Origin of the sequence: Pectobacterium sp. A5351, assembly GCF_028335745.1 — a bacterium.
Lineage (GTDB): Bacteria > Pseudomonadota > Gammaproteobacteria > Enterobacterales > Enterobacteriaceae > Pectobacterium.
In genome coordinates, this window is record NZ_CP116477.1 from 2,317,675 (window position 1) to 2,330,558 (window position 12,884).

A 12,884-nucleotide genomic window follows, 5' to 3' on the forward strand; every position below is an offset into this window, starting at 1 on the left:
CCATCTGAGCCAGAGAAGCCTCTCCCGCATGACGGCGCTCCTTTCGGTTGGCTCCAAAATGTGACAACCGTCGCGTTATAGCCGTTAATCATCAATAGCAACTTTTATAACTATTTACATTCTAATCAATTACCGTTTTCGGGTAGAGCATCACCTCGATTCCTGTTAATGTTTGCCGTTCCGGGCTAAACCGGTTCGTTATCAACGGCTGTACGTCTTTGACGGACATCTCAATACCTGTCACCACTGTTTACTTGGCAATAATGACACTATCCAAACACGCAATCTCTTCCCTCAGCCTGGTCATCGCCCTCTCTGCTGGCATTACACAGAGCCGCGCTGACACCATTTGGCTGAACAACGGCGACAAGCTCACAGGGAAAATCACGCTGCTTGACGGCGGTAAACTCTTTATCAACACCGACTATGCCGGCTCTATTTCTGTAGCCTGGGACAAGGTGAAAACCTTTGAATCCGACCATGGTCTGGTGATTCAAGGCGAACGCTACGAGAAAGGCGTTCTGTATCCGACGATCAAAGCGGGCGAAAACCGCGCCATCGTCGCGAACCCGTCGCTGGCTAACGAAGCCGCGGGTCCGCAAACATTGCCGCTTTCCGAGATCACGTCCATCGTCGCACAGAAGCCACTGGTGACCGATTTCGCCTGGAAAGGCAACATTGACGCCGGTATGTCGCACAAGAAGAGTTCGACAGAAACGGATAACTACGATGTGACGCTGAATACCAAAGCGCGTCACGATACGTGGCGACACAACCTTGATGCCAGTTACCATTTGGCAAAAGAGGATAAAGTCGAGAGCACCAAGAATGCGGCTGGCGAATATGCGCTGGATAAGTTCGTGGATGAGAACTGGTTCTGGCAGGGTCGTTATCAGTACAAACGCGACTGGATCGAAAGCATTAAAATCAACCGTTCCTTCGGTCTTGGTCCCGGTTATCAGTTCTGGGATAACGATTTAGGCGCGTTCTCTCTGACCTCACTGGTCAACTCCCAAACCTTCGTGTATCGCGATACAGGTGAGGATGACTTCTACTCAGGTGGTATAAAGTGGGCGTATAACCGTTACCTGTTCAGCAAATCGGTCGAAGCTTTCACCAACGGTGAATTGGGGCGCTCGTTTGACGGCACTGCGCCAATCTACCTGAAAGCGGATGCTGGCCTGCGCTTCAAGCTGACCGACTGGTCTTCTATGACAATGAAAGTGTCACGTACCCGTATCGAAAGTAATCAGGGAGATGTTGACGACACGCTATACACCATGGGTGTTGGCGTCGGCTGGTAATTCGGTCGCTTCATACGTCTCAAGGTGAACGGCAACATCGTCGTTCACCTCAACACTCACGCTCGTCACACCGCTATTGTCCGCTCCCCGCCGCCGCAGAACACGACTGTTGCAGAACACGCACCCGCTGGGCCAGTTCACTCACGCTTGCATCTTCCGTCCCGTGATTTTTCAGCTCTTGCTCCAACGCGAACAGATATTGCGCATTGGTGCCAAGCGGCCCGCTCGCACGGGCAATCAGCGGGGCAACGCTCTGAATACAGGTATCATTTTCATTAAGAGGATGTTCCGGTTCGGACACAAACACCAGCGCCGTCAGCGGTGTGCCGTTTTTCCGCTGCAGTTCACACCAGAGCGGACGGTAGCAGCCCGTCAGCATTTCGCGCTTCCAGAGCAGCTCCAGATCTTCACGCAGAGACGCTTCCGGTAAACGGAAAGCCAGACCTGTCGTTTGTCCACCGGGCTGCAACGCCAGCATCCGCCCCGGCTGGGTTACCGTGCCGCGACCGATAGTGAGACGCAGGCAAAAGGCACGCTGCCACCCTGTCAGCGTAGCCAGACAGGTTTCTTCGGCGTCAAAAACTGGGTTCCACATCAGCGAACCGTAGCCAAATACCCAGACCGGACAGCTATTGGGCCGCAGTGCCAGCATCCTGTCCAACGAATCAGCCCGCTGTTGCGGCGTGAGCAGTAAGGTTTCTTCAATACAACCAAAAGACGTTCTACAATCTGCTTTCTGCAAAAAATCGCGTGTTAACACTACTTACCACCCCCAACCTTACTCTTTTCCTGCTCGTCAGATCGGCTCTCGCCCTGCGTTTAAAAACCTAACTGCTTCATCTGCTTAATTTTACAACACCATCAATCTTGAGGTTATTCATTTATGGCTTTGCGATCAAGTTTGATAGTGGTCACAAAAACTAAAAAAGTTCGTGATAATGTTTCACTCACGCAAGATTCCGCCTTTGTCCTCTAAATCATTCGCGTTTCAGACAGGCGGTATATCAATTCATCGGCAACTCGCCGCGAGACTTGACGCTTTCCTGATACAAACCTCATTTTTTTGACGTCAGCAGCCTGCCGAGAATCGTGCGTTTACCGCTAATACAAAAGCGCCGACAGAATATCGACGGCGATAGGAATAATAACGGACAGACATCAAATGATAACAATTATCATCTCGTGTTATTATCTTCTCTATTTTGGCATCGACTACCCACGGAGACACTGAATGGCAACGCCGCGTCAGCCTGTTTTAGTTCAGGTTAAACAGATCCACGATATTTCCCCTCATTTGCGTTGCATGACTTTCCATCATGACGCGTTGCGCGATTACCCAGTCGAGCGATATGGCGCGCACATCAAACTCTTTCTGCCACAGGCAGGACAGCAAAAACCGGTTCTGCCTGCCATCGGCGAACGCGGCCCAGTCTGGCCAGAAGGCGAAGCCCGCCCTATCGTTCGCACCTATAGCGTCCGTGCACTACGACCGGAAGAGGCGGAACTGGATATGGTTTTCGCACTGCATGAACACGCCGGACCTGCCGTCACGTTTGCCCGTCAGGCCAAACCCGGTGACTGGATTGGTATTTCGCAACCCGGTGGCCCGCTCCCCATGCTGCCGCCAGCGGCCGCTTATTATCTGGCTGCTGACCCGTCTTCGCTCCCCGCGCTCATGGCACTGTTAGAGAATCTGCCTGACGACGCTCAGGGACATGCTGTAATCCGTGTCGACAGCGAGGCGGATAAACTCGCTATTGCTAAACCCTCACAGCTTCAACTGCACTGGATCGTCGGTGGAACAGAGGCAACCGACGCGCTGTTGCAGCATTTTCAGGCGCTTCCTGCCGTTGAGGATGCGTTTTATTGGTTAGCAGGTGAGGATCGCATCGTGGTTCAGCTTCGTCGTCATGTACGTCGCGAACGCGGGTGTGAACGAAATCAGATGTATGCCGTGCCTTATTGGCGAGAGGGGTTAAATGAAGAGGATTATCATCATAAACGCCATGATATTATGGATAATCCTGACGAATAACCATAAAAAATATATTTGATATTATCATGATAGGGAGAAGATACCTGAATTCTCCCTTCTCATTGAAATTTTACCTCAAAGCGTAAAAATCCGTAAAACTCCCCGCATCGCGTCGACAATCTGTTATTATCTTGTTCGTTTTATTACGTTATAACTACTTTTTAGTCACCTTTTGCTGTTTATTGTCGTTTTATCTCCGGAACCATTCGGGTGGCCGATAGGCTAACTTAACGTATGACGGGGATATTTTGCCGCATCATTCCTCTGGATAAGGAGAACTCCCGCAATGAAGTCTCATGCTGAGGTGGTCAAAACTCGCCATCATGAATATTCCCTCATTTTTCCCGTTATTGCGCTGGCCGTGCTCTACATGTGGGGCAGTTCACAAGATTTTATCGCCATTCTCGGTATTAACGCCCTCGCATTAGCCGGCATACTTTTCAGCGCGTTCAGCGTGGTACGTCACGCCGACGTGCTCGCACACCGTCTGGGTGAACCCTACGGGTCGTTAATCCTCAGCCTGTCCGTCGTCATTCTGGAGGTCAGCCTGATTTCAGCGCTGATGGCAACCGGTGACGCGGGCCCGGACCTGATGCGTGACACCCTCTATTCGATTATCGTGATTGTCACCGGCGGCCTGGTCGGTTTCGCCCTCTTGCTCGGCGGCCGCAAATTCGCGACGCAGTATGTTAACCTCAGCGGCATCAAGCAGTACCTGATGGCGATCTTCCCATTGGCGGTGATTGTGCTGGTTTTCCCCAGCGCCTTGCCCGATGGCAATTTCAGCGTATCGCAGTCGCTGATTATTGCTGCGATTTCCGCAGCGATGTACGGGGTGTTTCTGTTAATCCAAACGCGTACGCACCAAAGCCTGTTTGTGTATGAGCACGAAGACGAAGGCGACGGCGACGATCCTCATCACGGTAAACCGTCTGCTCACAGTTCGCTGTGGCACACTGGCTGGCTTCTGATTCACCTGATTGCCGTTATCGCGGTAACCAAGATGAACTCCATGCCGCTGGAAACGCTGCTGACCGAAATGAACGCACCGACGCAGTTTACCGGCTTCCTGGTTGCGCTGTTAATCCTCTCGCCTGAAGGGCTGGGAGCGATCCGCGCCGTCCTGAAAAATCAGGTGCAGCGTGCTATGAACCTGTTTTTCGGTTCCGTGCTGGCAACCATTTCACTGACGGTTCCTACCGTTACGATCATCGCCATGATCACTGGCCGCACGCTGAACTTCGGTCTGGATATGCCGCACATCGTGGTGATGCTGTCGGTGCTGGTGCTGTGCCACATTACGTTCTCCACCGGCAGAACCAACGTATTAAGCGGTAGTGCGCATCTGGCGCTCTTTGCCGCCTATCTGATCACCATCACGCTGTAACCCCTCTGCCGACGCGGTTTTCGCCGCGTCGGCTCCGCAAGACTGCACTTCTCTTGATGTATATCTGGATCTTCTGAGCGCGTCCGGCGTATCGTAAGGCTGTCGTCGACGGACCGGCAGGCCCGCCATGTTGATTTACTTCCTTACTTTGGTTTCTGCTTAGATGAAAACGCACGGAATTAACGGCATCAGGCCGTTCAGCGCGCTGATTGACGCGTGCTGGCGCGAAAAATATACGCTGCAACGTTTTACCCATGACATTATCGCTGGCGTTACCGTCGGTATCATCGCCATTCCCCTGGCGATGGCTCTGGCCATCGCCAGCGGCGTTCCTCCACAGTACGGGCTCTATACCTCGGCGATTGCCGGGATCGTTATCGCCCTCAGCGGCGGTTCGCGCTACAGCGTGTCAGGCCCGACAGCCGCCTTTGTCGTTATTTTGTACCCGGTGTCGCAACAGTTCGGACTCTCCGGCCTGCTGATTGCTACTTTGCTTTCCGGCGTGTTTCTGCTGCTGATGGGGATCTGTCGCTTCGGCCGCCTGATTGAATACATTCCGCTTTCCGTGACGCTGGGGTTTACCTCCGGGATCGCCATCACCATCGGTACCATGCAAATCAAGGATTTCTTCGGCTTGCAGATGGCCGTGGTGCCCGAACATTACGTCGAAAAAGTGGCGGCGCTGGCACAATCGCTGCCTACCCTGCACCTTGCGGATACGCTGATTGGAGCCACGACGCTGCTGGTTCTCATCGTCTGGCCCAGACTCGGTATTCGCCTGCCCGGCCATTTACCCGCACTGCTGGCAGGCGTCGCGGTGATGGGAATCATGTCGCTGCTCGGTGAAAATGTGGCCACCATCGGTTCCCGGTTCAGCTATATGCTGGCGGATGGTTCGCAAGGGCAAGGCATCCCGCCCATCCTGCCGCAACTCATTCTGCCGTGGGATATTCCGTCACCAGATGGAAAGACGATGACGCTGGATTGGCAAAGTATTTCCGCTCTGTTGCCTGCTGCATTCTCTATGGCGATGCTGGGCGCGATTGAGTCGCTACTGTGTGCGGTCGTACTGGATGGGATGACGGGCAAAAAACACCATTCTAACGCGGAGTTGATGGGACAAGGCTTCGGTAACATTATCGCTCCGTTCTTTGGCGGTATTACCGCAACCGCCGCAATTGCCCGCTCCGCCGCCAACGTACGCGCAGGCGCAAACTCGCCGATTTCCGCCGTGGTTCACGCACTGTTGGTGCTATTGGCGCTGCTGATCCTTGCGCCGTGGCTGTCTTATCTGCCGCTGGCGGCAATGGCGTCGCTGCTGCTGATTGTCGCCTGGAACATGAGCGAAGCACATAAGGTGGTAGATTTACTGTGTCACGGTCCGAAAGACGACATCATTGTGATGCTGCTTTGCATGTCGTTGACCGTACTGTTTGACATGGTGATCGCCATTACGGTCGGCATCGTGCTGGCGTCCCTGCTCTTCATGCGGCGCATCGCGCAGATGACTCGCCTGAGCGAACTGCCGGACACCAAAATACCGGACCATCTGGTCCTGCGCGTTAACGGCCCGCTGTTTTTCGCCGCGGCAGAGCGCATCTTCAACGATCTGACCGTGCGCAGCGAAGGCTATCAAAATATCATCTTGCAGTGGGATGCGGTGCCAGTGCTGGATGCGGGCGGACTTAATGCCTTCCTGCGCTTTAGCGACACATTGCCAGAAGGCAAGCAACTCATCATCACCGACATTCCCTTCCAGCCGTTAAAAACGCTGGCGCGGGCAAAAGTTCATCCGATTGAAGGACGGCTCAGCTTCTACGGTTCATTAGCGCAGGCGATTGAGGCAACGAGGGAAATAAACAAGAGTGTTCAATTGCAATATCGTGATTAAATCCGGTTATGATATTCACCTGATGCATTCTATACCTTAAATAATTCGAGTTGCAGGACAAAACGTTATCGTTTTGAACAACGCAACGCGTTGGCACGCCAGGGCGGCAAGGGAAAGCATGCCAATAAACTGGCTCAAGTCAGTGATTTGGTCGCCTAGACGCAGCCACCACACATGCAGCGTGAAGTATGACGGGTATATCTACATTTCCCTAGGTTACGTCTAAAGTGGACACAGGGCAGCAAAACGTCTGCCCTGTATCGCCTACTCACCCTACAAACAGATACTAAGTATGCTAGTACTTATCATGGGCCATGAGATTAGGCTCAATCGCCTTTAATCCGGAATATTTTCAACTATCAGTGCGTTTTCTCCATAAAAATTACCCGAATTATCCTGTAGTACAATCCAACCAGGAACGGTCGCATTGGGCTCAAGATGTGCCGCACCAACGACAATAATATAAAAAGGCATATTTTTCGTATCTTTGTGTTTCCTAACATAATTCTGGATAGTTTTCCTTTGTAATAGTTGTCGTTCCGGTCCATACGTCTTCTTATCGTTATCGAAACCATATACATTATTATCACTATCTACCATGAGTTGCTTTAATATATCTTTATCCTTACCATTAGGCTTATCTTCCAGAATAACGGTTAACTCTCCATCATATTCAATTTTAGAAATAAGACCGTCATTATCCTCATCAGGCACAACTTCAAGTAACAAGACATACTTATCTTTTTTTATATCGAAGCCAGTTTTTTTAAACAGGGATTCAGCACCTTGAGAGATGCAACCATCCTCATTGTGAACGTCGCCGATAAAAATCAATGTCGTCATATTCACCTCGAAAAATAGACTCGTAAATAATTCGCTCAAATAGTGAGCAATGATTAATCATGTCGATTTTAACTACTCTAACCTTTCTGCCCTTCACGAAGAAATTTTATTATTTCGGATCGGCTTTAATTGCCTTTGGCGACATGAGCGCACTAATTTCAACGTCCGTCTTCCCCGTCAATTGTTTTATTGCCGAGTTAATTGCTTGCATATCATTAGCTACATTCCCCATTATCGTATCCATATCAAAATAGTTCATATTAAATGCAAACTTGCTAACGGATGATTTCCCAATAGAGACTTTCCACGATCGTTGGTCAATATGCAGATACATCGTTCTCACCTTACAATCATACATCGCAGGGATTCCCGAACTGCCTCCCGTTCCTGCCACAGTGTCAAAATAGTAATAAGTCAGGAAGTGATCGACAGAAGACGATTCGCTTTCAAACGAAAAATTCACTGATTTTAACTGATTGACCACACCCGTTAAAATACTATCCAACTCTTTCATTGCTCTGTCTGGCAGGCCAAATCCGCCGAATAACTGTGTCAAAAATTCAAGATGTAGCTCAGCACTGGTGACTTGCTTCTGAAAACTTTGGCTCACAACGCTAGAAACGGGCAAATAGGATGCCATGGCTTTGACAGCGCCCCCCGATATGACATAGCTCCGCCATTTTGCCATAGATTGAGTAAATAGGGCCGCTTGCTTAGGATCGGTAATATCATACCCTCCTGGTTTTTCATTATAAATACAATACGCCGCCAATGTAGAAATATAAGACTCTAACGTCCTAACCTGGCTCAACATTTGGAGCATGGTATTGTCTATTTTGTTTTCCGGCACCGTGACAACAGATGTCGTACTCGGTATTTTTACCGCATTGTTAAGAATATCATTTAAACTTTCTGTTGAGGGAGTACCAGCAGGTTCAGCCTCATCCTTTAGAAAAATTTGACGTCCAGATAATAGACTGCGATTTAATCTCACATGAGATTTTGTGATTGCATAGGAAAACTGCCGAGAAGATAATTCAATAATATCTCTTGCTTCATTACTGAGAGTCATGGATATATTCCTATTCATAGAGGTGAATGTTTACAGGATAACTTCATCGTTTTATATCTGATATACCAGAGTCTATCAGGATAGAGGCGATTGGTATAAGCCATATGGTACCAGCAGCGAGAATACGCCTATCCACATACGCTATACGTCACACCATCGAACACTTTTAGGATTTAAAACGAAAAAAAATAAAAAACCAAGAGATAGATTCTAAATATCAGCATTAAATAAATAGCACAGAGAAAAACATTCACAAATTTTTTATTCGATCTGATTGATTAATCCTTTTAATGATCATGAGAATAATTCTCCTCACAAGAGGGTACATCTCAATGCTCCCTTTAAATCCCGATTTAATTAGCAATTAAACACGTTCACCACCTTGTCATTAACGCATAAAAGTGAATGGCGTTATAAAATCCTTTGTGTTGTTTGTATTTATTCCTTGTTTTTTTCTGAGAGAAATCGGACGGACGGTCGTCCCGCAGCGTTAAATCCAGTGCCGCGTCACATTCGCGGCTAATGGTGCTCAGTTGCTCGTTCGTCAACGAATAAGGCAGTTGGATATCAACACATTCAAGCCTTGCTGGCGTGCCAGCGTAATCAGCCTGATAATGTTGGTTCCGTCACTCACCTGCGTAAGCAGCACCTGTAGCGCCAGTCCCTTCAGCCGCTCTTTCGGCGCACTCTGCCGAGCCGTCTTGATCACCATGCCAAAAATCGGCATCACGCCGTACATCGCATCCATGAAGCGCCAGCGTTTCTTACACAGCGCCGCCAAATAATCCGTATAGTCCAGACAGAGTTGCTCACCGGAACTTGTAGACTCAGGGGACTTTTCCATATTCCCTCCTCTCCTCTTCGCCAGTGTTTTGCTGCGCACTACCCTGACGGGTATAAAACCGTAAGTGATATACTCTAAATAATTCAAGTTTCAGGACAAACGTTAACGTTTGAACAACGCGGAGCGTTGGCCCGCCAGGGCGAGGCTTATTTATAAGCCTTGTAACGCGACTAGAGAAGGAATCTCGATGAGATTACATAAGCAATTGATTAGGTTGGCAAATATGCCAGGAGCAGATTTGAACGCTGCTTGCAGCGGCCCGCCAGGGCGAGGCCCACAACGGGCCGAGAATTTGAACGCAGCCAACGTACATGCAACTTGAAGTATGACGAGTATAGTGGTTAATTCAGGTATATTGTCACGCTTCGCCCCCCTTTTGACTAACGTGTTAAGGAGACCTCATTGTGACAACTTTTTCTTCTGCTCCCGTGTTAATTACCGGCGGCGCACGTCGTATCGGGCTGGCACTGGCGCGTTCGTTTCTCGCTCAGTCTATTCCGGTCGTCATCAGCTATCGCACGCCTTATACCGAACTGGAAGCTCTACAGCAAGACGGCGCAGTTTGTCTGACCGCTGATTTCTCTACCACGAAAAACATCTATGCGTTTGCTGAGCAGATCAAATCATTCACGCCACGGCTGCGCGCCATTATTCACAATGCCAGCCGCTGGGAGCCAGAAAGCCCCACCACACCGCCAGAACAAACGCTGGCCGATATGCTGCAAATTCATGTCTATACGCCCTACTTGCTCAACCAGTTACTGGAATCTTGCCTGCGTGGGCAAGGTGTTGCTGGCGCGGATATCATCCATCTAACGGATTACGTGGTAGAAAAAGGCAGCGACAAACACATTGCCTATGCCGCCAGTAAAGCGGCGCTGGATAACATGACGCGTTCGTTTGCCCGCAAATTGTCGCCTGAGGTGAAAGTCAACGCGATCGCTCCGGGTCTAATCCTGTTTAATGAACAGGATGACGACTCCTATCGTCAACAGGCGCTGGACAAGTCTCTGATGAAAATCGCCCCCGGCGAAGAGGAAATTGTCCGACTCGTGGATTATCTTTTCAGCAGCAACTACGTCACCGGGAAAACGCTGGGTGTTGATGGTGGGCGGGCTTTGCGTTAAATACCTATCCGATCAGTAAGGCTTCCTGCATCCAGATATTTATCTGCTCAATCGGTTTCATTTTCAGTGCGATTCCCAGTGAAGTCATCGATAATGGTGGCGTGATCGTTCTCGGTAAACAACGAGAATCCGGTACGATATCACCGACAAAAGCATGCACCGAAACTTATCTAATTTTGTCTAATAAACAAATACTTAATACCAATTTACGCTTCATTTCTCGTTTATCGCCTGTCATCAGGCTATGCTATCAGGAATGAGATGGGGATGACGTAGATACCATGCATAAGATTGTTTTTATAGAAGATGATACCGAGGTGGGGAAATTGATCGCAGCCTACCTCGGCAAGCATGACATTGATGTTCAGGTTGAAGCTCGCGGCGATCAAGCATTGGCCTTTATTGAACAGCAGCAGCCCGACCTTGTGCTGTTAGACATCATGCTGCCCGGCAAAGATGGTATGACCATCTGCCGGGAATTGCGGCCACAGTACAGCGGCCCGATTGTGTTGTTGACGTCGCTGGACAGTGATATGAACCATATTCTGGCACTGGAAATGGGTGCCGATGATTACATTCTGAAAACCACACCACCTGCCGTTTTACTCGCTCGCCTGCGCCTGCATTTGCGGCAATATGCCACCGCGCCCCAAGCCGTGGCAGAAACAGCCGCGCCTGCCGCATTGCAGGTGCATAAATCCCTGCACTTCGGCCTGCTCTGCATCGATCCCGTCAATCGTGAAGTGACATTAGGGCAAGAGCACATCGTGTTATCCACTGCGGATTTCGATCTGCTCTGGCAACTGGCGACCCACGCAGGCCACATCATGGATCGGGATGCGCTGCTGAAAAACCTGCGCGGCGTCACCTACGATGGTATGGATCGCAGTATTGATGTCGCAATTTCCCGCCTGCGTAAAAAATTATATGACAATCCTCTGGAGCCGTTCCGTATCAAAACGGTGCGCAACAAAGGCTACCTATTCGCCCCCAATACGTGGGAGAGCGTCACGCTATGAGAAAGCTGTTCGTCCAGTTTTTTCTGTTACTGTTCGCCTGCTTTGTCGTCATGACGCTACTGGTCGGGCTGGTTTATAAAGTCACAGCCGAACGAGCCGGCCGCCAGTCCATGGATGATCTAATGAAAAGCTCGCTCTATCTCATTCGTAATGAGCTGCGCGCGATTCCGCCCCGCGAGTGGCATAAAACCATCAATCAACTCGATTTAAACCTGTCGTTCAAACTGCACATCGAACCGGTGAGTAAATATGCGCTGAGCCCCAAAAATCGACAGCGCCTGAATCAGGGGGAAATTATCGCACTGGATGACGAATACACGTTTATCCAACGCATCCCCCGCAGCCATTACGTTCTCGCCGTCGGCCCTATTCCTTACCTGTTCTTCCTGCACGAAATGCGGCTGCTGGATTTACTACTGGTGATGCTCATCGGGCTGTCGCTGGCGCTGCCGGTTTTCCTCTGGATGCGCCCACACTGGCAGGCCATGCTAAAACTGGAGAATGCCGCGCAGCGCCTGGGAGATGGTCATCTGGAGGAACGCATTCACTTCGATAGCACCTCAAGCCTGTACCGGCTTGGCATCGCCTTCAACCGCATGGCGGATAACCTGAACCAGCTCATCAACAGCAAAAAGCAGTTGATTGACAATATTGCACACGAACTGCGTACGCCACTGGTCAGGCTGCGCTATCGGCTGGCCATGAGCGACAACCTGACAGAAGACGAGCAGCAGGCGTTAAACCGTGATATTGGTCAACTCGAAGCGCTGATTGACGAGCTACTGACGTATGCCAGACTCGACCGCCCGCAGGTGACGCTGCATCTTGCCAATATTGATATTCCTTCGTGGTTGCGGGCAAAAATTGACGATTTTCGGCTGATCCATCCAGGTAAACATATTTCGTTGGACATACCACATTCCGCGCAGATTGGCGCACTCGATCTACGTCTGATGGAACGTGTCCTGAATAATTTGATCGGTAACGGATTGCGCTTCTGCCATAACCGATTACACATCAGCCTGACATCCGATGCCGAGTATATTGCCTGTCTGCAAGTCGAAGATGACGGCCCCGGTATTGCGCCCGAAAGCCGGGAAAGTGTTTTTGAACCGTTTATCCGTCTGGAGGCCGGTATCGAGAACAGCAGCGGCGGCTGTGGGCTCGGACTGGCCATTGTTCATGCTATTGCACGGGCTTATGACGGCAGTATTACCGTGGATGAAAGCCCGCTCGGCGGCGCTCGCTTCCGTTTTTGTTGGCCGGTAAAAATCGCGACAGAGCAGGCTGCCATCACCCGTCAGCACTAGCGCTGAGACGGCGGCAACCCCGCCATTTTCTCCTGCTTGCCTCATTTTTCTG

The 12,884-nt window shown here is 50.3% G+C and carries 10 protein-coding genes and 1 pseudogene; 7 read left to right on the forward strand and 4 right to left on the reverse strand.

Annotated features, from left to right (window positions below):
• The first annotated feature begins 263 nt into the window (after positions 1–263).
• Positions 264–1,304 carry a DUF481 domain-containing protein gene (locus O1Q74_RS10870; protein ID WP_271872963.1) on the forward strand — a complete coding sequence of 347 codons (1,041 nt, stop codon included), beginning with the start codon at positions 264–266 and terminating at the stop codon, positions 1,302–1,304.
• A 73-nt stretch (positions 1,305–1,377) separates the two neighbouring features.
• On the opposite strand, the gene O1Q74_RS10875 is transcribed toward O1Q74_RS10870, so the two are convergent.
• The gene (locus O1Q74_RS10875) at positions 1,378–2,064 is read right to left on the reverse strand and encodes a gamma-glutamylcyclotransferase (protein ID WP_271872965.1); all 687 of its coding nucleotides are present in this window, start codon (positions 2,062–2,064) and stop codon (positions 1,378–1,380) included.
• 471 nt (positions 2,065–2,535) lie between these two features.
• On the opposite strand from O1Q74_RS10875, the gene O1Q74_RS10880 reads away from it, so the two are divergent.
• From O1Q74_RS10880 to dauA, 3 genes are all read left to right on the forward strand, one after another.
• Positions 2,536–3,339, forward strand: a complete 804-nt coding sequence (locus O1Q74_RS10880) for a siderophore-interacting protein (RefSeq protein ID WP_271872967.1) — start codon at positions 2,536–2,538, stop codon at positions 3,337–3,339.
• A gap of 286 nt (positions 3,340–3,625) precedes the next feature.
• Complete coding sequence (chaA, locus tag O1Q74_RS10885) at positions 3,626–4,726, forward strand: sodium-potassium/proton antiporter ChaA (RefSeq protein WP_225084834.1); 1,101 nt, start codon at positions 3,626–3,628, stop codon at positions 4,724–4,726.
• Positions 4,727–4,889: 163 nt separating this feature from the next.
• Complete coding sequence (gene dauA / locus O1Q74_RS10890; protein WP_271872970.1) at positions 4,890–6,617, forward strand: C4-dicarboxylic acid transporter DauA; 1,728 nt, start codon at positions 4,890–4,892, stop codon at positions 6,615–6,617.
• 336 nt (positions 6,618–6,953) lie between these two features.
• Here the strand turns inward: dauA and O1Q74_RS10895 are convergent, their stop codons facing one another.
• From O1Q74_RS10895 to O1Q74_RS10905, 3 genes and pseudogenes are all read right to left on the reverse strand, one after another.
• The gene (locus tag O1Q74_RS10895) at positions 6,954–7,460 is read right to left on the reverse strand and encodes a hypothetical protein (protein ID WP_271872973.1); all 507 of its coding nucleotides are present in this window, start codon (positions 7,458–7,460) and stop codon (positions 6,954–6,956) included.
• 109 nt (positions 7,461–7,569) lie between these two features.
• The gene (locus O1Q74_RS10900; protein WP_271872975.1) at positions 7,570–8,532 is read right to left on the reverse strand and encodes a hypothetical protein; all 963 of its coding nucleotides are present in this window, start codon (positions 8,530–8,532) and stop codon (positions 7,570–7,572) included.
• Between the two features lie 374 nt (positions 8,533–8,906).
• A pseudogene (locus tag O1Q74_RS10905) lies at positions 8,907–9,376 on the reverse strand (hypothetical protein).
• Positions 9,377–9,780: 404 nt separating this feature from the next.
• Here O1Q74_RS10905 and folM point away from each other — a divergent pair.
• The 3 genes from folM (at position 9,781) to rstB (ending at position 12,832) form a co-directional block, all read left to right on the forward strand.
• Positions 9,781–10,503, forward strand: coding sequence for a dihydromonapterin reductase (folM, locus tag O1Q74_RS10910; RefSeq protein ID WP_271872977.1), 723 nt, complete (start codon positions 9,781–9,783; stop codon positions 10,501–10,503).
• 281 nt (positions 10,504–10,784) lie between these two features.
• Positions 10,785–11,522, forward strand: a complete 738-nt coding sequence (rstA, locus tag O1Q74_RS10915; RefSeq protein WP_271872978.1) for a two-component system response regulator RstA — start codon at positions 10,785–10,787, stop codon at positions 11,520–11,522.
• Complete coding sequence (gene rstB, locus O1Q74_RS10920; RefSeq protein WP_271872980.1) at positions 11,519–12,832, forward strand: two-component system sensor histidine kinase RstB; 1,314 nt, start codon at positions 11,519–11,521, stop codon at positions 12,830–12,832. Before rstA ends, rstB begins: the two co-directional genes overlap by 4 nt.
• Positions 12,833–12,884 lie beyond the last annotated feature (52 nt).